Annotated in this window: 22 protein-coding genes and 1 other annotated feature; of the genes, 6 read left to right on the top strand and 16 right to left on the bottom strand. The window is 55.6% G+C overall.

The window, feature by feature from the left end; genetic code table 11:
- Positions 1-46: 46 nt before the first annotated feature.
- Entirely contained in the window at positions 47-1,093 is a 1,047-nt protein-coding gene (locus B4M48_RS08470; RefSeq protein ID WP_039384089.1) for a 3-deoxy-7-phosphoheptulonate synthase, read from the top strand.
- Between the two features lie 2 nt (positions 1,094-1,095).
- On the opposite strand, the gene B4M48_RS08465 is transcribed toward B4M48_RS08470, so the two are convergent.
- The 15 genes from B4M48_RS08465 to B4M48_RS08395 form a co-directional block, all read right to left on the bottom strand.
- On the bottom strand, positions 1,096-2,535 hold the full coding sequence (locus B4M48_RS08465) for a protein adenylyltransferase SelO (protein ID WP_071668770.1): 1,440 nt from the start codon (positions 2,533-2,535) through the stop codon (positions 1,096-1,098).
- Positions 2,536-2,632: 97 nt separating this feature from the next.
- The gene (locus B4M48_RS08460; protein WP_039384082.1) at positions 2,633-3,376 is read right to left on the bottom strand and encodes an EAL domain-containing protein; all 744 of its coding nucleotides are present in this window, start codon (positions 3,374-3,376) and stop codon (positions 2,633-2,635) included.
- Positions 3,377-3,688: 312 nt separating this feature from the next.
- Positions 3,689-4,147, bottom strand: a complete 459-nt coding sequence (locus B4M48_RS08455; protein ID WP_039384078.1) for an NlpC/P60 family protein — start codon at positions 4,145-4,147, stop codon at positions 3,689-3,691.
- Positions 4,148-4,210: 63 nt separating this feature from the next.
- The gene (gene btuD / locus B4M48_RS08450) at positions 4,211-4,960 is read right to left on the bottom strand and encodes a vitamin B12 ABC transporter ATP-binding protein BtuD (RefSeq protein ID WP_071668769.1); all 750 of its coding nucleotides are present in this window, start codon (positions 4,958-4,960) and stop codon (positions 4,211-4,213) included.
- A gap of 1 nt (position 4,961) precedes the next feature.
- Entirely contained in the window at positions 4,962-5,507 is a 546-nt protein-coding gene (locus B4M48_RS08445; protein ID WP_288656398.1) for a glutathione peroxidase, read from the bottom strand.
- A 38-nt stretch (positions 5,508-5,545) separates the two neighbouring features.
- The gene (gene btuC / locus B4M48_RS08440) at positions 5,546-6,529 is read right to left on the bottom strand and encodes a vitamin B12 ABC transporter permease BtuC (protein ID WP_286876529.1); all 984 of its coding nucleotides are present in this window, start codon (positions 6,527-6,529) and stop codon (positions 5,546-5,548) included.
- A gap of 125 nt (positions 6,530-6,654) precedes the next feature.
- Positions 6,655-6,957, bottom strand: a complete 303-nt coding sequence (gene ihfA, locus B4M48_RS08435; protein WP_021506246.1) for an integration host factor subunit alpha — start codon at positions 6,955-6,957, stop codon at positions 6,655-6,657.
- 4 nt (positions 6,958-6,961) lie between these two features.
- Complete coding sequence (gene pheT, locus B4M48_RS08430) at positions 6,962-9,349, bottom strand: phenylalanine--tRNA ligase subunit beta (RefSeq protein WP_039384067.1); 2,388 nt, start codon at positions 9,347-9,349, stop codon at positions 6,962-6,964.
- Between the two features lie 14 nt (positions 9,350-9,363).
- Positions 9,364-10,347, bottom strand: a complete 984-nt coding sequence (gene pheS, locus B4M48_RS08425) for a phenylalanine--tRNA ligase subunit alpha (protein ID WP_039384066.1) — start codon at positions 10,345-10,347, stop codon at positions 9,364-9,366.
- 70 nt (positions 10,348-10,417) lie between these two features.
- Positions 10,418-10,543, bottom strand: a sequence feature (Phe leader region).
- Entirely contained in the window at positions 10,494-10,538 is a 45-nt protein-coding gene (pheM, locus tag B4M48_RS08420) for a pheST operon leader peptide PheM (protein ID WP_139074214.1), read from the bottom strand. (Overlaps the previous feature by 45 nt.)
- A 116-nt stretch (positions 10,544-10,659) precedes the next feature.
- A complete protein-coding gene (gene rplT, locus B4M48_RS08415; RefSeq protein ID WP_039384062.1) occupies positions 10,660-11,016 on the bottom strand; it encodes a 50S ribosomal protein L20 in 357 nt (118 codons plus the stop codon).
- An 86-nt stretch (positions 11,017-11,102) separates the two neighbouring features.
- Positions 11,103-11,300 carry a 50S ribosomal protein L35 gene (rpmI, locus tag B4M48_RS08410; protein WP_010275699.1) on the bottom strand — a complete coding sequence of 66 codons (198 nt, stop codon included), beginning with the start codon at positions 11,298-11,300 and terminating at the stop codon, positions 11,103-11,105.
- Between the two features lie 97 nt (positions 11,301-11,397).
- On the bottom strand, positions 11,398-11,949 hold the full coding sequence (gene infC, locus B4M48_RS08405; RefSeq protein WP_039384061.1) for a translation initiation factor IF-3: 552 nt from the start codon (positions 11,947-11,949) through the stop codon (positions 11,398-11,400).
- Positions 11,950-11,953: 4 nt separating this feature from the next.
- Positions 11,954-13,882 carry a threonine--tRNA ligase gene (thrS, locus tag B4M48_RS08400; RefSeq protein WP_039384058.1) on the bottom strand — a complete coding sequence of 643 codons (1,929 nt, stop codon included), beginning with the start codon at positions 13,880-13,882 and terminating at the stop codon, positions 11,954-11,956.
- A gap of 241 nt (positions 13,883-14,123) precedes the next feature.
- Positions 14,124-14,885, bottom strand: coding sequence for a DUF481 domain-containing protein (locus B4M48_RS08395; protein ID WP_039384056.1), 762 nt, complete (start codon positions 14,883-14,885; stop codon positions 14,124-14,126).
- Between the two features lie 316 nt (positions 14,886-15,201).
- Between B4M48_RS08395 and ghoS the strand changes: the two genes are divergently transcribed.
- Complete coding sequence (gene ghoS, locus B4M48_RS08390; protein WP_039384054.1) at positions 15,202-15,492, top strand: type V toxin-antitoxin system endoribonuclease antitoxin GhoS; 291 nt, start codon at positions 15,202-15,204, stop codon at positions 15,490-15,492.
- A 78-nt stretch (positions 15,493-15,570) separates the two neighbouring features.
- Complete coding sequence (locus B4M48_RS08385; RefSeq protein ID WP_039384052.1) at positions 15,571-16,464, top strand: fructosamine kinase family protein; 894 nt, start codon at positions 15,571-15,573, stop codon at positions 16,462-16,464.
- 4 nt (positions 16,465-16,468) lie between these two features.
- Here B4M48_RS08385 and B4M48_RS08380 read toward each other — a convergent pair whose 3' ends face one another.
- Entirely contained in the window at positions 16,469-17,005 is a 537-nt protein-coding gene (locus B4M48_RS08380; protein WP_039384049.1) for a YniB family protein, read from the bottom strand.
- A 145-nt stretch (positions 17,006-17,150) separates the two neighbouring features.
- Here B4M48_RS08380 and hxpB point away from each other — a divergent pair, with 145 nt between their 5' ends.
- The 3 genes from hxpB to B4M48_RS08365 all read left to right on the top strand — a co-directional run bounded on the left by hxpB (position 17,151) and on the right by B4M48_RS08365 (position 20,096).
- Positions 17,151-17,819, top strand: a complete 669-nt coding sequence (gene hxpB, locus B4M48_RS08375) for a hexitol phosphatase HxpB (RefSeq protein WP_288656396.1) — start codon at positions 17,151-17,153, stop codon at positions 17,817-17,819.
- A 140-nt stretch (positions 17,820-17,959) separates the two neighbouring features.
- Entirely contained in the window at positions 17,960-18,547 is a 588-nt protein-coding gene (locus B4M48_RS08370) for a metal-dependent hydrolase (RefSeq protein WP_039384043.1), read from the top strand.
- A gap of 157 nt (positions 18,548-18,704) precedes the next feature.
- Positions 18,705-20,096, top strand: coding sequence for an L-cystine transporter (locus B4M48_RS08365; protein WP_071668767.1), 1,392 nt, complete (start codon positions 18,705-18,707; stop codon positions 20,094-20,096).
- Positions 20,097-20,152 lie beyond the last annotated feature (56 nt).

The raw sequence follows: 20,152 nt of genomic DNA, 5'->3' as shown, positions 1-20,152 counted from the left end.
ACTTCCCGGTATATCACCGCTGCGAAGAACCTGTTTGAGAGCCACTATGAATAAAACTGATGAACTGCGTACGGCGCGAATTGGCAGCCTGATTACGCCCGCCGCGCTGGCCAGCCAGCACCCGCTATCGTCTGATATCGCAGAGAGCGTTACGGCCGCGCGCCAGCGTATTGCGCGCATTCTGACCGGCGAGGATCCGCGCCTGCTGGTCATAATCGGGCCCTGTTCGCTGCATGACCCGCGCGCTGCGCTGGATTATGCGGCACGCCTGCAGCAGCTGCGCGAGCAGTATCAGGACCGGCTGGAAATCGTCATGCGCGCCTATTTTGAGAAACCGCGTACCGTGGTGGGCTGGAAAGGGCTGATTTCCGATCCCGACCTTGACGGCAGCTTTGATGTCAATCGCGGTATTGCTATCGCCCGCAAGCTGCTGCTGGATATCAACGCGCTGGGTCTGCCAACGGCGACTGAATTCCTCGATATGGTCATCGGCCAGTTTATAGCCGATCTCATCAGCTGGGGTGCCATTGGCGCCCGCACCACTGAAAGCCAGATCCATCGCGAAATGGCCTCTGCGCTCTCCTGCCCGGTAGGGTTTAAAAACGGCACGGACGGTAACGTACAGATCGCCGTCGACGCCATTCGTGCTGCCCGCGCCAGCCATATGTTCCTCTCGCCGGATAAAGCGGGCCAGATGACCATTTATCAGACCAGCGGCAATCCGCACGGTCATGTGATCCTGCGTGGCGGGCGTCAGCCAAACTATCATGCGGAAGATGTGGCGGCGGCGGCAGCCAGCCTGCGTGAGTTCAGCCTGTCTGAGCAGATGGTGATCGATTTCAGTCACGGCAACTGCCTTAAGCAGCATCGTCGCCAGCGTGATGTGGCGCGCGATATCGCCGCGCAGATCCGCGCCGGTTCGCGAGCGGTAGCAGGCGTTATGATTGAGAGTTTTCTGCAGGAAGGAAACCAGAAAGTGGTGGCTGGTCAGCCGCTGGTGTACGGCCAGTCGATTACCGATCCCTGCCTCGGCTGGGACGATAGCGCGGCGGTACTGGCAGAGCTGGCTGCCGCCGTCGACAGCCGTTTCTGATATCAGCTGGAGCAGCTGACCTCCAGCGTTTTACTCCACTCCGGCGGCCGCTGGCGCAACGTCGCGCTGCTGGCCGCTTCATCAAAGGGGTGCTGCAGCGCCAGATGCAGCTCTTTAAGGGCCGCAGTCTCGCCCCGCTCCACCTCTTCAATCACCTGCTGGGCAAGATAGTTGCGCAGCACGATGGCGGGGTTGGCCGCCTGCATCACCGCCTGCCGTTCGCTGTCGCTGGCCTCATCCTGCAGCAGTCGCTGCTGATAGCTGCTATACCAGCGATCAAACGCGTCGCGATCGATAAACTCATCGCGCAGCGGCGAACGCCTTTCCTGCTGTTCGGTATAGCTGAGCTGACGAAACGTAAAGGTGTAATCGCTGTGCTCATTGCTCATCAGCGCCAGCAGGTTGCTCAGAATCGTATTATCCTCTGCCTGCGGCGTCAGCAGGCCAAGTTTCGCCCGCATGCGCTCTCCCCAGACGCGCATCAGTTCAGGCTCATAGTGGCTCAGCGCCTGCTTCAGCTGCTCCGTGGTCAGCAATCCCGACAGCGCGTGCGCCAGCCGGTTGAGGTTCCACAGGCCAACCGTCGGCTGATTATTAAACGCATAGCGCCCCTGATAGTCACTGTGGTTGCAGATAAAGGCGGGATCGTACTCATCAAGAAAGCCGTAAGGACCGTAATCCAGCGTCAGGCCGAGAATCGACATGTTATCTGTGTTCATCACTCCGTGAGCAAAGCCTGCGCTCTGCCACAGTGCGATCAGGCGGGCGGTACGTTTTGCCACATCCGTGAACCACAGCAGATAGCGATCCGGTTCCGCCTCAAGGTGCGGCCAGTGATGACGAATCGCATAGTCTGCCAGCTGGCGTACTTTATCCGTCTCCCCTGCGTAATAGAAGTGTTCAAAGTGACCAAAACGCAGATGGCTCTCCGCAATACGCATCAGCATCGCGCCGCGCTCCTGCGTTTCGCGCAGCACCGGTTCGTCACCGATGGCCAGCGCCAGGGCGCGCGTCCCGGGGATACCCAAATGGTGTAACGCTTCTGAAGCGAGAAACTCCCGCACGCTTGAGCGGATCACCGCCCGTCCATCTCCCATACGGGAATAAGGGGTTAAGCCTGCGCCTTTCAGATGCCAGTCCAGCTTGCGCCCATCTTCCAGCTGCTGCTCACCCAGCAGCAGGCCGCGTCCGTCACCCAGCTGCCCGGCCCAGACGCCAAACTGATGGCCGCTATACACCTGAGCGAGCGGAGCCATGCCTGGCAGCAACGCCTGACCGCTCCATACGCCGTGGCCGTCGCCGGCAAACAGCTCCGCATCCAGCGCCATTTCCGCCGCCAGCGGCGCATTATGATAAAGGAGACGTCCTCCCGCCAGCGGCGTGGGCTGCAGCGATGTGTAATATCCGGTCAGCTCCTGCTGCCAGCTATTGATAAATTGCATATATACTCCAGAGGTGCTTAATAATGCAGCACCAGGATAGCGTGTAGAGAGTAAAGGATAGTCTGGCACGGGGCGCCCGGGAAAAACAGCGCCTGAATTACTGCTGCGAGGGTGTGGTCTGCGTCAGAAAAGGAGTGATGAGATCTTCTAACCGTTCCGCTTTAACCACCGGGAACACGTTACCCTGAATATGCACGCCGCTCAGATCGCTGACTTTGCTCAGCAGGCGCGCATCATCGATACCAGAAATAATAATTTGCTGCGTATAGCCGCTGAAATTATCGATAACCGTCTGCATAAAAGGGATAAAGGAGGCGCGCTTCGCCAGATTCTGGATAAATAATTTATCCAGCTTCAGGACGCTAAACAGCGAATCATAGACTGCCGTTGCCGGGGCTTTGCCAGCTCCGAATTGTGAAAGCGATAAACGGAATTGATGATTAAGTCGGGATAAAACCGGATGCGCTTTGCCGGCAGATAATTGCGGAAACGTTTCGCTGATATCCATTACGATAAATGGCAGCTGTTTAAATTTCCTTAACAGAATTTCACTCTCTAACAGCGTTTCAGCCAGCGATTCGTCAATTCTCATTAGCGCATCAACATGATTACGCTCAAAGAAAGCGCGGTGCTTTTCCAGGATTAAAAGCTGAGCCTGCAGCAGCCTTAACTGCTGACTGGCATCGAGCTGCGGCAACAGTAAATCCTGTGGCAACGTAATTGGCGCACTGTCATGAACAAATTGTGTAACCAGCTCAACCGCAGTGAGCTGGCCCTCCAGCGTATAAGCCGGATAAAACCAGGTTTCCGACTGATAGTCGGCCGAAATATGGACTTTCATTTTTTACAGCCAGAGGCAGTGGCAATGAAGGCATCGTATATCAATGAAAAGAGTCAGGCAATAGCACCAAACGCCGGAAGAGAAGGTGTTTTAGCGCCTAATGCAAGCTATTAATCATTAAATTATACTTAAGCCAAATACGCCGTGTTAATATCCACAATGATAAAATCTTTAGCTCTATTTTTAGTAGTAATTTGTCAGGTGGTAAAGTACCAATTTTAATGAGAGCTTTATTTCAGCAAAAAAAGAACCCATTGTGCGAATTAAGCTCTCTTTTCGCCGCGCTATTTCATTCATCCAGAATGCAACTTGTCATATTCTGCGCGCCTGCCAGAAGACCCTCTGCCAGTAAACATTATTGAGCGAAGAGCGAATAACGCCTTTGCTGGTAGAGGCGTGTATAAAGGTGTTGTTGCTGGCATAGATACCGACATGCAGCCCGTTTTCGCCGCTGCCGGTTTTGAAAAACAGCAGATCGCCAGGCAGCAAATCACGTGGATCGATACGGTTGCCGATTTTTGTCTGAGCGCGTGTGGAGCGTGGCAGCGCGATGTCAAAGCGATCGCGGAACGTCAGCAGGACAAAGCCGGAGCAGTCAACCCCACGCGGACTGAGGCCACCATAGCGGTACGGCGTGCCCTGCCAGCGGCTGAGCTGATAGTTGAGCCGGGTCTGCACTGCGGCAGGATCTGAGAGACGGGAATCAGGCGGAGGCGCATGATGACTGCACCCTGTGACCATCAGCACGAATAGCAGAATAAGTAACCGCATAGCCTGTTCCCTGTCAGCCCGATCCGGCAGACACTGTAGCCGTAAACGCGCGCGGTGTGCAAGTCAGGAGAGCAGCAGCAGACGCCCCTGCGGTGTATCCACCTCTGTCACCTCTGTCTGAAACAGCGGCGCAAGCCGGGCGGCCGTCAGCACCTCATGCGCCCTGCCCTGATATTTCAGCTCTCCCTGATGCAGCAACCAGACGCGATCCGCGTAGCGCAGCGTATGATTCAGGTCGTGACTGCTGGTGATCACGCCGATGCCGGCGGCGCAAAGCTGCTGCAGAAGCCGGGTGACGCCCTGCTGCTGCGCCACATCCAGCGCGCTCATCGGCTCATCGAGCAGCAGCAGGCTGCCCTGCGGATTGATGTCAGGATGGATTTGCAGTATCACCGCCAGCAGGCGCACCCGCTGCCACTCCCCTCCGGAGAGCTGCGTCAGAGCGCTCTCCAGCTTGTGATGCAGACTCAGCTGCGACAGCAAACGCGCCAGCACGTTATTCAGCTCTGTGCCAGCACCACGCGGCAGATGCATCTGCAGGTAGTGCCAGACCGGCATCGCGCCGGGCGCAGGCTGCTGCTGAGGCAGCCAGCCACGCTGCTGAGCCAGCGCCTCTCCTGACAGCGCAGCAACAGCGGTGCCGTTAAGCAGCAGCTCTCCGCGCGGAGTCGCAAGACCGCTGAGCGCCTCCAGCAGGGTGCTCTTTCCGGCGCCGTTAGCGCCCACCAGATGTACCCACTCCCCGCGCGCGAGAGCGAGATCCAGCGGCGCCAGCCGGCCGGGGCAGCTCAGACCGTGACACGCCAGCAGCATGTCAGGCGGTCAGCGCCTGCTCAATACGCTTAAGCACCTGCGGCGCATCCGGAGCCATATCGGGTGAAAAACGGGCGATAATGTTACCCTGTTTATCGACCAGGAACTTCTCGAAGTTCCACAGGATATCGCCGGGTTCTGCCGGCGCCCGGCCTTTCGCTATCATACGCTCAAGAAAACCGCTCTCCTCCGGACGTTCAGCTTCCGGCTGGGCGCTGACCAGCGTGCGATAGAACGGATGGCGCTGCGCGCCGTTAACGTCCGTCTTATCAAACAGAGGAAACGTCACGCCATACGTGGTGCTGCAAAACGTCCGGATCTCTTCGTTAGTGCCCGGCTCCTGCTCCAGGAACTGGTTGCAGGGAAAGCCCAGCACGCTAAAGCCCCGCGCCTGAAACGCTTTATGGAGTGACTCAAGCTGCTCATACTGCGGCGTCAGTCCGCAGCGGGAGGCGACGTTCACTACCAGCAGTACGCGGTCACGCCAGGCCTCCAGCGTAGTGGCGGTACCATCAAGGGTTTTTAGCGGGATCTGATACAACGTCATGGTGTTCTCCTGTGTCCGTCAGATAACGCCAGCCGCAGCTAGCGTGAAGATTTTACTAAAAGCAGAATAAACAGCGGTGCGCCCAGCGTCGCGGTCACCACGCCTATCGGCAGCTCAGCAGAGGTCAGCAGCAGCCGCGCAAGAATATCCGCCGCCAGCAGCACTGCCGCACCCGCCAGTGCTGCTGCAGGCAGCAGATAGCGATGATCGCTGATGCCGCTCAGCCGCAGAAGATGCGGGACAACCAGCCCGACAAAGCCGATCGCCCCCGCCAGCGCCACGCTGACGCCTGTCAGCCAGCCCATGGCCAGCACCAGCAGGTTACGCCACAGCTGCAGCGGTAAGCCGAGCTGCCGCGCAGACGTCTCGCCCAGCGCCAGCAGATTCAGCGTGCGCGCACTGCACAGCAGCGCGGCGATTACCGGCATCAGGCTGAGTATCAGCCAGCCATAGCGCCAGTCAACGCCGCCAAAGCCTCCCATCATCCAGTACATCAGCTGACGCAGGTCGAGCGTGGTACTGAAGTAGACTGCCCACGTCATCACAGCGCTGCAGATAATACCCAGCGCCACACCGGTAAGCAGTAAGCGACTGCTGGCGAGCTGACGATGGGCAAAATGCAGCAGGATCAGCGTAATTGCCAGGGCGCCAGCCATCGCCGCCAGCGCCAGGCTCCACAGGGAGCCGCTGCCGAGCAGCACGCCCAGTACTACTCCCACGCCGGCACCGTTAGAGACGCCGAGCAGTCCCGGCTCAGCCAGCGGATTTGTAAACAGCGCCTGCATAACGGTACCGCAGAGCGCCAGCGCGGCGCCTGTCGCAATAACGGCCAGCGTACGCGGCAGACGGATCTGCCAGACAAACAGCTCGCCCTGCGGGGTAAACCATTCGGCAGGCAGCAGCCAGCGCTCGCCGGTACACAGGCTGAGCAGGCTGAGCAGCAACAGCAGCGCGGCGAGCAGCAGCAGTGTACGCCGGCTACGGCGACCGGTCTGACGGGCAAGCTGATCGAGCAGAGTCATAAGCGAGGCAGTTAAGCAGGAGAATGTCACGATTGTAGAGGGATTATGGCAAAAAGAAAGCCATCCCCTGCAGGCTGGCACAGTAATAAAAAAGGCCGCTGAGCGGCCTTTTTATCATACTGAAATCAGTCAGCATCCTTCGGTGACGCGTTTTCAACGCGGCTTTTCAGCTTTTGCCCCGGACGGAAGGTCACCACACGGCGCGCGGTGATAGGAATATCCTCTCCCGTTTTCGGGTTACGGCCCGGACGCTGGTTTTTGTCGCGCAGATCAAAGTTACCAAATCCGGACAGCTTAACCTGTTCTCCATTTTCCAGCGCGCGGCGAACTTCTTCGAAAAAAAGCTCGACCAACTCTTTGGCGTCGCGTTTGCTCAACCCGAGTTTTTCAAACAGATATTCTGACATTTCAGCTTTTGTAAGCGCCATAGGTTCAATCCCTCAAGGTTGCCTGGAATCGCTCTTTTAATGCTGCTACACATCTGGCAACGGTCGCAGCAATCTCCTCTTCTTCGAGTGTCCGGCTGGTATCCTGCAAAATCAGGCTAATCGCAAGGCTCTTTTCGCCTTCGTTCACGCCTTTACCACGGTACACGTCAAACAAGTTTACGCCAACTACCTGATTTACGCCAACTTTCTTACACTCTGCGATGATATCTGCTGCAGGGACGCTTTCTGCCACCACAACAGCGATATCACGGCGGTTAGCCGGGAAGCGTGAAATCTCACGCGCGTCAGGCAGGACGCGGTCTGCAACCTTATTCCAAAGCAGTTCAAACACTAAGGTACGACCGTTGAGATCCAGCTTGCGTTCCAGCTCCGGGTGAACCACCCCGATAAATCCGATTTGTTCATTGTCCAGCCAGATAGCCGCTGTTTGTCCGGGATGCAGCGCCGGATTGGCAGCCGCGCGGAATGAAATCGCTTCAGATTTGCCGGTTAATTCCAGCAGCGACTCTAAATCGCCTTTCAAATCATAGAAGTCAACCGGCTGACGCGCCAGATCCCAGTGCTCTTCGTCACGATGACCGCTGATTACGCCCGCCAGCATAAGATCCTGGCGAATGCCGAGATCGGCCTGCGTATCAGGCACAAAGCGCAGACCGCTCTCGAACAGGCGCACACGCCCCTGCTGGCGATTCTGGTTGTAAACCACTGAGCTGAGCAGACCGGTCCAGAGTGACAGGCGCATTGCTGACATATCGCTGGAGATAGGGCTTGGCAGGATAAGCGCCTCTTCCCCCGGATGCAGCAGCTGCTGCACTTTAGGATCGACAAAGCTGTAGGTGATCGCTTCCTGATAGCCTTTGTCTGTCAGCAGCGTTTTCGCCCGCTTCAGCGACAGGCTGGCTTCACGATGCTGCGTCATAATCAGGCTGGCTTTTACCGGCACATCAGGGATGTTGTTGTAGCCGTAAACGCGGGCAACCTCTTCAACCAGATCTTCCTCAATCGCCATATCAAAACGCCAGCTCGGTGCCACCGCTTTCCACTCGCCTTCGCCCTGCGTGACCTCGCAGCCGAGACGGGTCAGGATATCTGTCACCTGTTCGTCGGCGATAACGTGGCCAATCAGGCGATCGAGTTTTGTACGGCGCAGCGTAATCGTGGCGCGCGGCGGCAGTTTACAGGCATCAGTCTGATCGATAACCGGACCGGCTTCACCACCGCAGATATCCAGCAGCAGGCGGGTCGCACGTTCAATCGCTGTATGCTGCAGCGCCGGATCGACACCACGCTCATAGCGATGTGACGCATCAGTATGCAGTCCGTGGCGGCGTGCGCGGCCGGTAATGGCCAGCGGATCAAAGTAGGCGCACTCAAACAGCACGTTACGTGTCGCTTCATTTACGCCTGAGTGCTCACCGCCAAAAATACCGCCCATCGCCAGCGCCTGCTGGTGATCGGCAATAACCAGCGTGTCATTCTGCAATTTTGCTTCGGTGCCATCCAGCAGGGTCAGCGTCTCATTCTCCTGCGCCATACGCACCACAATGCCGCCGCTGATGCGGTCGAGATCGAAGGCGTGCATCGGCTGACCCAGCTCAAGCAGCACATAGTTAGTGACATCGACCACCGGGTCAATTGAGCGAATGCCGCAGCGGCGCAGTTTCTCACGCATCCAGAGCGGCGTTTCAGCTTTGACATTGATACCTTTAATTACGCGTCCCAGGTAGCGCGGACAGGCGTCGGTAGCGTCGATGCGGATTGGGAATGTATCGGTAATGGTCGCCGCAACCGGTTCTGCTGCAGGCGCCGTCAGCGGCAGTCCGTTAACCACGGCCACATCACGCGCCACGCCGGCGATGCTCAGACAGTCCGCACGGTTTGGCGTCACGCTGATCTCGATAGTATTGTCATCCAGCTTCAGGTAGTCGCGAATGTCGCATCCTACTGGCGCATCGGCTGGCAGTTCGATAATACCGTTGTGATCGTCGGAAATACCCAGCTCTGAGAAGGAGCAGAGCATGCCTTCAGAAGGCTCGCCGCGCAGTTTGGCCGCTTTGATTTTGAAATCACCTGGCAGTACGGCACCCACGGTAGCCACTGCCACTTTCAGTCCCTGGCGGCAGTTAGGCGCGCCGCAGACGATATCCAGCAGACGATCGCCGCCGACATTGATTTTGGTTACGCGCAGTTTATCCGCGTTCGGGTGCTGGCCGCACTCCACCACTTCACCCACGACTACGCCATGAAACGCGCCGGCAACGGGATCAACACCATCAACCTCAAGGCCTGCCATGGTGATCTGTTCAGACAGCGCAGCGCTGTCCAGGGCTGGATTTACCCATTCGCGTAACCAGAGTTCACTGAATTTCATTGGATAACCTGCCCTTATTTAAATTGTTTGAGGAAACGTAAATCATTTTCGAAGAAAGCACGCAGATCGGTGACGCCATAGCGCAGCATGGTCAGACGTTCCATTCCCATACCAAAGGCGAAGCCGGAGTAAATTTCCGGATCGATGCCGACGTTACGCAGTACATTCGGATGCACCATGCCGCAGCCCAGTACTTCCAGCCATTTGCCATTTTTGCCCATTACATCCACTTCCGCTGAAGGTTCAGTAAAGGGGAAGTAGCTCGGGCGGAAGCGGATCTGCAGATTCTCTTCAAAGAAGTTATTCAGGAAATCGTGCAGCGTTCCTTTCAGGTTGGTAAAGCTGATGTCTTTATCGACAATCAGGCCTTCCATCTGGTGGAACATCGGCGTGTGGGTCTGATCGTAATCATTACGGTAAACGCGGCCCGGCGCGATAATGCGGATCGGCGGCTGCTGATTTTTCATGGTGCGGATCTGCACGCCTGAGGTCTGCGTACGCAGCAGGCGCGTGGCATCAAACCAGAAGGTGTCATGATCGGCGCGGGCCGGATGGTGACCCGGAATATTCAGCGCGTCGAAGTTATGATAGTCATCTTCAATTTCCGGTCCGGTCACCACGGCAAAACCCAGCTCGCCGAAAAAGTTTTCGATGCGGTCAATGGTGCGCGTTACCGGATGCAGACCGCCGTTTTCGCTGCGGCGTCCGGGCAGTGAGACATCAATCGTTTCTGCCGCCAGGCGCGCATTCAGCGCCGCACTCTCCAGCGTATTTTTACGGGCGTTAAGATGATCCTGTACCTGCTGTTTTGCTTCGTTAATCACCGCACCTGCCGCCGGGCGCTCTTCAGCCGGCAGTTCACGCAGGGTGGTCATCTGCAGGGTAAGGTGCCCTTTTTTACCCAGAAATTCGACGCGTACAGCGTCCAGAGCGGCGATATCCGACGCCTCGTCGATGGCGGCCGTGGCACGGGCCACCAGGTCTGCGAGTTGGGACATGATTTCCTCTTCTTCCAGCCGGGCTGGTCAGTTCTTGTTGGGATCCGGGATCCGATTAAGTCTCGCCAGAAACAAAAAAGCCTCCACGAGGGAGGCTTTCAGCGCGATTTTTCGTTTCTTTTCTTATGCGCACAAGCCCCTGATGTTCAGGCGCTAAAGTAAAAAAAGAAACGGAAAAGAGCAGCGTGCATGCTTGCATTACCTTGAGAAAATTAAAAACCGCCCTATTGAAATGCCCGGCGGCGAAAATGTCAATCTTTTGCGTGAGTTGCAGGTAATAAAAAAGGGAGCAAGCTCCCTTTTTTACCTGACTTACGCCAGAGCTGATTTCGCTTTTTCTACCAGAGCAGCGAAGGCTGCTTTGTCGAATACAGCGATGTCAGCCAGGATTTTACGGTCAATCTCAATGGACGCTTTTTTCAGGCCATTGATGAAACGGCTGTAAGACATACCGTTCTGACGCGCCGCTGCGTTGATACGCGCGATCCACAGCTGACGGAACTGACGCTTACGCTGACGACGGTCGCGGTAAGCATACTGACCAGCTTTGATAACAGCCTGGAAAGCAACGCGGTAAACACGTGAACGTGCACCGTAGTAGCCTTTAGCTTGTTTTAAGATTTTTTTGTGACGTGCGCGAGCAATTACACCACGTTTTACGCGAGCCATGAGCTCTCCTTAATCATATTCTGTTTTGCCGGTGCTCTGCTGGCGATAAGCCTTACAGCGCGACGGGCGAATTAAAAAAAATTTACTTATGCGTACGGCAGGCAGGCAATAACCAGACCCAGATCGCCTTTAGACACCAGGCCTTTTGGACGCAGGTGACGTTTACGCTTAGTAGACTTTTTGGTCAGAATATGACGCAGGTTTGCGTGCTTACGCTTGAAGCCGCCAGAGGCGGTCTTCTTGAAGCGCTTAGCCGCGCCACGTACAGTTTTAATCTTTGGCATTTTTACAAATATCCACTTCGCATTGTTAAAAAAATGAACCAGACAGGCGAATAATCCCGCACAGCGCGAACGCTGCGCGGCATCATTACTTGAAAGCCTACTGTTTCTTCTTAGGTGCGAGCACCATAATCATCTGGCGGCCTTCGATCTTCGAAGGGAAGGACTCGACCACTGCCAGATCGATATCTTCACACAGATCTTTACGGACGCGGTTAAGCACTTCCATACCGATCTGCTGGTGCGCCATCTCACGACCGCGGAAACGCAGCGTGATTTTGGCTTTATCGCCCTCTTCCAGAAAGCGCATCAGGCTGCGGAGTTTTACCTGATAGTCGCCATCATCGGTACCAGGACGGAATTTAATTTCCTTAACCTGGATAACTTTCTGCTTCTTCTTCTGTTCCTTAGAAGACTTACTCTTTTCATAAAGGAACTTGCCGTAATCCATAATACGGCATACCGGCGGTTCGGCGTTCGGGCTGATTTCAACTAAATCTACGCCAGCTTCTTCAGCTTTCTCAATCGCTTCGCGTAGAGAGACAATGCCAAGTTGCTCGCCGTCAACGCCAGTGAGGCGCACTTCGGTGGCTCGGATTTCGCCGTTAATACGGTTTGGACGCGTCGGTTGTACTCGTTTTCCGCCTTTAATAACCTTATTCCTCTAATTGGTGAAGATGTCGGCTGCGAATCTCTTGTTGCAGCTTCTCAACAAACACATCTACGTCCATGCTCCCGAGGTCTTTACCACGGCGGGTGCGCACGGCAACTTTGCCTGCTTCCACCTCTTTCTCACCGCAAACCAGCATATAAGGGACGCGACGCAATGTGTGCTCGCGGATTTTAAAGCCTATCTTCTCGTTTCTCAAGTCTGCTTTGACACGAATGCCAGCATTTTGCAGTTTCTTTGTCAGTTCACTGACATATTCTGCCTGACTGTCAGTGATATTCATCACTACAGCCTGTACCGGTGCCAGCCAGCTCGGGAAGAAACCAGCGAACTCTTCAGTCAGAATACCGATAAAGCGCTCCATAGAGCCCAGAATCGCACGGTGAATCATCACCGGTGTCTGACGGTCGTTGTTTTCACCCACATAGGTGGCATCAAGACGTTTTGGCAGAGAAAAGTCTAGCTGAACCGTGCCACACTGCCAGGCACGATCGAGACAATCATACAGGGTGAACTCGATTTTCGGGCCGTAGAATGCCCCTTCACCCGGCTGATACTCAAAGGGGATATCATTCTCTTTCAATGCTTCGGCCAGGTCAACCTCTGCGCGATCCCACATCTCATCGGTACCGATGCGTTTTTCCGGACGGGTAGACAACTTCACGACGATTTTTTCAAAACCGAACGTGCTGTACATGTCGTACACCATACGAATACAGCTGTTTACTTCGTCGCGCACCTGATCTTCAGTACAGAATACGTGAGCATCATCCTGCGTAAAGCCGCGTACGCGCATCAGACCATGGAGCGCACCCGATGGCTCGTTACGGTGGCAGCTACCGAACTCTGCCATACGCAGCGGCAGATCGCGATAGGACTTCAGACCCTGATTGAAGATCTGCACGTGACCCGGGCAGTTCATCGGTTTAATGCAATATTCGCGGTTTTCTGAAGAGGTGGTAAACATCGCCTCTTTGTAGTTTTCCCAGTGGCCGGTTTTTTCCCACAGCACGCGGTCCATCATAAACGGGCCTTTTACTTCCTGGTAATCATACTCTTTCAGTTTGGTACGGACAAAAACTTCCAGCTCGCGGAAAATCGTCCAGCCGTCATTGTGCCAGAACACCATGCCCGGCGCCTCTTCCTGCATATGGTAGAGATCGAGCTGTTTACCAATTTTGCGATGATCGCGTTTTGCTGCTTCTTCCAGGCGCTGCAGATAGGCTGACAGCTGCTTCTTATCTGCCCAGGCCGTGCCGTAAATACGCTGCAGCATTTTGTTATCGCTGTTGCCGCGCCAGTAAGCGCCCGCAATTTTCTGCAGCTTAAAATGGTGGCAGAAGCGCATGTTCGGCACGTGCGGACCGCGGCACATATCCACATACTCTTCATGATGATAGAGGCCAGGACGATCGTCGTGACTGATATTCTCATCAAGGATTGTGGTTTTATAGCTTTCGCCACGCGCAGCAAAGACGTCGCGCGCTTCCTGCCAGCTGACTTTTTTCTTTACCACGTTGTAATTGGTTTCAGCCAGCTGGTGCATACGCTTTTCCAGCTGTTCCAGATCTTCCTGCGTCAGCGTGTGGTCGAGATCGACGTCATAATAGAAGCCGTTATCGATGACCGGGCCAATCGCCATTTTGGTATCAGGCCACAGCTGCTTAATAGCATGGCCCAGCAGGTGCGCGCAGGAGTGCCGGATAATCTCCAGACCCGCTTCATCTTTTGCGGTGATGATTGCTACCTGAGCATCGTCGGTGATGGGATCAACCGCATCTACCAGCTCACCGTTTACGCGACCGGCGATACAGGCTTTCGCCAGGCCGGGACCAATATCCAGCGCAATATCCATTACGCTGACCGGGTGGTCAAAAACGCGCTGGCTGCCGTCAGGAAGAGTAATTACTGGCATTTTATATCCTTAAATTGCAGTGGTAAGCCACACGAAAGCCTACATGCAACACTGTGTTTGGTGTGTGTACCCGGCGTGATGTCAGACCCACATTGTCGGAATGACGCCAGGCGCATAAAGCGGCAAATATGATAACAGCTTTCACCCTGCAGCAAAACCCGCCTTGCGGGCTAAGTCTAAGCAAACACGAAAAAAAACCGCCGTGCAGCCTGAGCCGGACGGCGGTTTTCTGGTATGGCAGTTACATTGCGTAGGAGAGCTGAATCGTGGTTTTGGTATCGGTACGATCGGGCGCGGACTCTGGCGGATTGTTGTTCCAGGTCACGTTGTAGCCCATCTTCAGCGCAAAGTGCTCATTGATGGCGACCTGCAGGGCCGTTTCTGAGTTCACCGTAGTATCTTCGCCGAAGCTGCTCAGCACGGATACACCCTGAATGAATTTCGTGGTATCCGTCAGCTGCCACTGATAGCTGACTGCGCCATAGCCCAGCGCTTTGGTCTCATGCCCGCCGTCGTGAAAGTCGTCGTAACGTACGCCCGGACCAAATTCCGCGCGCAGAGAGTGCACCGGACCGTTGAGGATCTGGCGACCATAACCGGCCGTCAGGACGTCGCGGGAATCGTAACCATTCAGACGATCGCTCAGCCAGCTGGCCTGACCAAACAGATAATCAGCGCTGTTCATGTTGTAGCGGCTGCGGCCACCGATATTGTAGGTTTCAGATGAACGCTCATCGTTGGATGAGGTGTTCGCCGCGTTGCCCCACAGGCTGTAAGCCGTTGAGGTCTGATACCAGGTCATGCTGGTTGAAGCCGTCAGCGAAGAGCTGGTGGTGTTACCGGTTTGCGCCAGGTAACCGGCTGATGCGCTGCCTTCAAACGGCTGTTTGGCCGTTGAAGGATCATCCATTGAGGTGAAGACAGCGTTATCAGCAAAAGCCTGGTGACAAAATGCTCCGGCAGAGAGCAGAAAAATAGCGGACAGCTTATTAAGAACTTTCATTAAAGGGTGATCCGTGCGGCAATTTAAAAACAGGTGAGTCTGCAGCGTTTTTACCGGCAATCAATGCAATTTACTGTAAGTTTTGTAAAAAATTATGAGGCGGCATCAGGCCGTTCCCTGCATCAACCAGCATGATACGTTGCAGACGCGTTCACTAACGGCGCGCATTATAGGTGCCGTTCAGAGAAATAACAGCCCGCAATTATCAGGAATTTTGCCGCTGCTGACACAGCCTTAGGCTGCAACTGAACAAAATTCGCTCTCAGCTGTGGGGTGGACTACGCTGAAATCTGTTTGGTTACAGTGAGGTGAGAAAATGAGCACGCTGGACGTTATGAGTTACGTTGTCACTTTCCACTATCAGGAGTCGGGGCTAAGCGATCTTCAATCGCTGACCAGCGCTATGGTCAATAGCGGATATAGCACCACCCTGCACGATGCTGAAGGACATCCGCATGAACTGGGAACCAACAGCTTCGGCATTGTCAGCACGCTGACGCCTGAAGCGGTTTCGGAGCAGGCTGCGCGTATTGCAGAGGTGGCATTGCATCAGTCTCCGCAGACAAAGGTTACAACGCTGCAGCAATTTTTGCAGAACCCTGTCTGAGGCCGCCGGTAAAACTGGCCTTGCCTATTTTTTGCGCACTACAATTGCAGCGATATCGCGATTAACGAGGAGCCCGCCATGTGGTCAGCCATCAGCCGCCTGTTAAGCGAACAGACTCAGCCAGCAGAGATTACGCAGCGCGAGCCCCTGCCCGGCGGGGATATCCATCCCGCCTGGCGTATCCGCTACGGCGATATGGATGTCTTCGTCAAGTGCAACACCCATGACCGGCTGGACCTGTTCCGCTGGGAGGCCGATCAGCTCAGTCTGCTGGCGCGCACGCAGACAGTCCGGGTGCCGACCGTCTACGGCGTCGGCAGCACGCGCGACGCCAGTTTTCTTCTGCTGGAGTATATTCCGCCACAGCCGCTCAGCGCGGAAGCGGGTTATCAGCTCGGGCAGCAGCTGGCGCGCCTGCATCAATGGAGTGAGCAGCGCCAGTTCGGACTCGATTTCGATAATAATATTACCACTACCCTGCAGCCCAATAGCTGGCTGCGGCGCTGGTCGCTGTTTTTTGCGGAGCAGCGTATCGGCTGGCAGCTGCAGCTGGCAGCGGAACGCGGTGTGACCTATGGTGACATGAATCATATTATTGACAGCGTTCAGCAGGCGCTGGCTCATCATCATCCGCAGCCTTCGCTACTGCATGGCGATCTCTGGCCTGCCAACTGTGCAGATAGCAGCAGCGGGCCATGGATTTTCGATCCTGCCTGCTACTGGGGTGACCGCGAATGCGACCTGGCGATGCTGAGTTATTACCATGAACTGCCGCGTGAGATCATGCAGGGCTATCACGCAGAGTGGCCGCTGGCAGAGGGATTTTCGCAACGCCAGCCTGTATATCAGCTCTATTACCTGCTGAACCGCGCGAACGTTTTTTCCGGCCAGTGGCAGGAGGAGGCGCAGTTTGCCGTCAGTCAGCTGCTTAGCGACGACAAACTGGCGCAGGATCGGGCCAGACCGGCCTGATGATTTAAAGCATGCCCAGCAGCGTCAGTAAAAAGTAGCCGGCAACAGCAATAATTACTGGCAGGATATAGAGCGGAAAAATCTGCAGCAGAATAGTGTGGTGCGGGACGCGGATTTTTTCCTCAAGCTGCGCGCGCGTGCGGCCTTCGCTGCCCTTTGCCTGCTCCAGAATCAGCTGATCTTCAATGCCCTCTTTAACATGCCGCGACTGGCGCCACATGCGCGCACCCGATGCCTGTAAAGCCATGCCGATAAAAATCAGCGCATAAACGATCCAGAAACCGATATTTGCCCCGCCGTGAAAATCGGGCACCGGCGAGTTGTGCCAGAACGGATTGAGAAACGACGTATTGAATTTAAGCATGTCCACCATGACATGGATAAAATCCAGCAATACGGCATCCAGTCCGGGCTGCTTTACGCTGTGCTGATATAAATAACCGAGCATGGAAACAATTGTCGACAGCAGTGCCGGAATGAAAATGATCCAGCCAGCCACGCGCTTAAGGATGGCGACCTGGCCAGCCTGTTGGTATGTCATGCAGACTTCCCTATACAGATAATTATTTTGCCCTAAGTCTACCTGCAGTCGGCGATTTTTTCCTGAAAAATGCGTTACCTGTCGCGTCCTTGTTTTCGCACTCTGGCGTGATAAGGTGGCGCAAACCGCTAAGAAGGATATTGTCATGCGCTATCGTCGTCCGGTGTACGCCGCTATTTTTGATATGGATGGTTTACTGATTGATTCTGAACCGCTGTGGGATCAGGCTGAGATGGAGGTACTGGCAAGCCTTGGCGTTGACGTCAGTCGTCGCGCGGAGCTGCCTGACACGCTTGGCCTGCGCATCGATCAGACCGTACGCATGTGGTATGAGGCACAGCCGTGGCAGGGTGCGACTCAGGCCGACGTCACGGCGCGTATTATCGATCGTACGCTATCGCTGATCGAAGCGCAGCAGCCGCTGCTGCCCGGTGTCGATCAGGCGCTGCAGCTCTGTCAGCAGCAGGGGCTGCGGATTGCGCTCGCTTCCGCTTCGCCGCTGGCCATGCTGGAGCGGGTGCTGGAGATGTTCCGGCTGCGGCCCTGCTTTTCCGCCCTCGCCTCCGCTGAAGCGCTGCCGCTGAGCAAACCTCATCCGCAGGTCTATCTGAATGCGGCAGCGGCGCTTGATATCGATCCGCTTAACTGTGTGGCGCTGGAAGACTCCTTCAACGGCATGATCGCCTGTAAAGCGGCGCGCATGCGTTCTATTGTGGTGCCTGCGGCTGCACACTACGCGGATGCCCGCTGGGCGCTGGCAAATGTGCGGCTGCCGAGCCTGACGGAACTGCGCGCAGAGCATCTGTTTAACTGACCGCAGGATGTATGGCGCAGTCTGATACAGCGGTCAGCCAGCGCGAAAATAATTCACTCTTCGTTACAGCGTCACCGTTCTCATTTACTGGATAAATCCCTATACTGGATGCATTGACAGTTTTGTATCCGGATTTAATCATGACGGCCGAAGGCCATATAATTTTTGCTATCGCCAGCGCTATTTTTGCCAAGCGTGCTGAGCTGACACCGGTTCTGGCTGCGGCGGACTGGTGGCATCTGGTTCCCGCTACGCTGCTGACCTGCCTGCTGCCGGATATCGACCACCCCCGATCCACGCTGGGCCAGCGTTTTCGCTGGCTCTCTCAGCCCATCGCGCGGGCGTTTGGACATCGCGGTTTTACCCACAGTTTGCTGGCAGTGGCTATCAGCCTGTGGCTGTTTAAAGTGAACGTGCCGGCAGACTGGTTTCTGCCGGCGGATGTGCTGCAGGGACTGACGCTGGGCTACCTGAGCCATATCGTGGCTGACATGCTGACGCCAGCTGGCGTTCCGCTGCTGTGGCCCTGCCGCTGGCGCTTTCGTCTGCCTATTCTCAGAAGCCAGAGCGGTAATCAGCTGGAGCGGATACTTTGTCTGGGACTGGTGGTTGCGGCGCTCTGGTTTCCGGCTGGCATGCCTGCTTTTGGTGCAAACGGCTGGCCGCAGCAGCTGTTTGATACACTGCAATCCAGCGTGAACCGGTTAATTAATCCGCTAAACGGCTAATAATTACGCCATATTAAACAAAAAGTTATAACCCATACTTTTTGGGTATAAGCCTGCACTTAATTGTGCTGCTAACATCCCTGACATTCTCTGATAGAAATTTACGTTACGCTATGCCGCCTGCACTTTGCAGGACGGCATCTTTCTGGAGTTAAGTATGGATTTCCCTCTTATTATCAACATAGTGGTCTTTGCCGCTCTGCTGGTGCTGCTTAACCGCATTGGCAACCAGAGCTGGAGCCTGTCAAAGCGCGTACTGACCGGCCTGGTGCTGGGCGTGCTGTTTGGCCTGGCGCTTCAGGCGGTTTATGGCGAAAACAGCGCAGTGGTTAAGGATTCGATCGGCTGGTTTAATCTGGTCGGTAATGGCTATGTACAGCTGCTGCAGATGATTGTTATGCCGCTGGTATTCGCCTCAATACTGAGCGCGGTGGCGCGTCTGCATAACGCCTCCTCGCTGGGCAAAATCAGCGTGCTGACCATCGGTGTACTGCTGTTTACCACGGCTATCTCCGCGCTGGTCGGCGTGATGGTGACCGGCCTCTTCCACCTCAGCGCTGAAGGGCTGGTGCAGGGTGCGCAGGAGACCGCGCGTCTGAATGCTATTCAGAGCAACTATGCGGGTAAAGTCGCCGATCTCAGCACGCCGCAGCTGCTGCTCTCTTTCATCCCTAAAAACCCGTTTGCCGATCTGGCAGGCGCGAACCCGACCTCCATTATCAGTGTCGTTATCTTTGCTGCTTTCCTCGGCGTCGCTGCACTGCATCTGCTGCGCGATGATAAAGTGAAAGGTGAACGCGTACTGGCCGCGATTGATACGCTGCAGTCCTGGGTGATGAAACTGGTGCGCCTGATCATGAAGCTGACGCCATATGGCGTACTGGCTCTGATGACCAAAGTGGTCGCCGGCTCTAACCTGCACGATATCGTTAAGCTGGGCAGCTTTGTTCTCGCCTCCTATCTTGGCCTTGCGATTATGTTTGGCGTGCATGCGCTGCTGCTGTCGATCAACGGCATCAATCCGCTGCGCTTCTTCCGCAAAGTATGGCCGGTGATCACTTTCGCTTTCACCAGCCGCTCCAGCGCGGCCAGCATTCCGCTGAATGTGGAAACGCAGACGCGCCGTCTCGGCGTGCCGGAAGCGATTGCCAGCTTTTCCGCCTCCTTCGGTGCCACAATTGGTCAGAACGGCTGTGCCGGACTCTATCCGACAATGCTGGCCGTGATGGTTGCTCCTACTGTCGGTATTAACCCGTTTGATCCGGTCTGGATCGCCACGCTGGTCGGGATCGTCACCCTGAGTTCCGCTGGCGTAGCCGGTGTGGGCGGCGGTGCTACCTTTGCTGCGCTGATTGTGCTGCCGGCAATGGGGCTGCCGGTGACGCTGGTCGCGCTGCTGATTTCCATTGAGCCGCTGATTGATATGGGCCGTACCGCGCTCAACGTGAACGGTTCAATGACGGCCGGTTCGCTGACCAGCCGCTGGCTGGGTCAGACCGACAAAAAAATTCTGGAGAGCGATGAGCACGCCGAACTGGCGCATCGCTAAGCGCTGACTTCAGCATGAAAAAGGGCCCGTCTCAGACGGGCCCTTTTTTATTCAGC

Origin of the sequence: Pantoea sp. UBA6567 (assembly GCF_002434165.1) — a bacterium.
Lineage (GTDB): Bacteria > Pseudomonadota > Gammaproteobacteria > Enterobacterales > Enterobacteriaceae > Pantoea > Pantoea eucrina.
Note: the sequence above shows the minus strand (reverse complement) of the source record. Positions and strands in the feature narration are given on the sequence as shown.